We start from the raw sequence: 247 nt of genomic DNA on the forward strand, positions 1-247 counted from the left end.
GCAGGAAATGCTGGACAACTATGCCGGCCATCATGCCCTGATGGAAAAAGTCAGCAGTGATTATCAAGCCTGGCGGCATGCCAAAAATGAGCTGAACCGCCTGAGCCAGAGCCGTGCCGATAACGAGGCGCAAAAACAGCTGATCCAGTATCAGGTCAAAGAGCTCAATGATCTGGCACTGGGCGAAGACGAATTTGCTGAGATGGAAGAAGAGCACAAGCGCCTGTCCAATTCCGGCGATCTCGCG

General features: G+C 53.4%; 1 pseudogene. It reads left to right on the forward strand.

The window, feature by feature from the left end:
* Window positions 1-247 (forward strand): annotated as a pseudogene (locus tag R0J87_RS23300) (DNA repair protein RecN); the annotation flags it as partial.

The sequence above is a fragment of the Halomonas sp. SIMBA_159 genome (genome assembly GCF_046536035.1).
GTDB classification, from domain to species: Bacteria; Pseudomonadota; Gammaproteobacteria; order Pseudomonadales; family Halomonadaceae; genus Vreelandella; species Vreelandella venusta_A.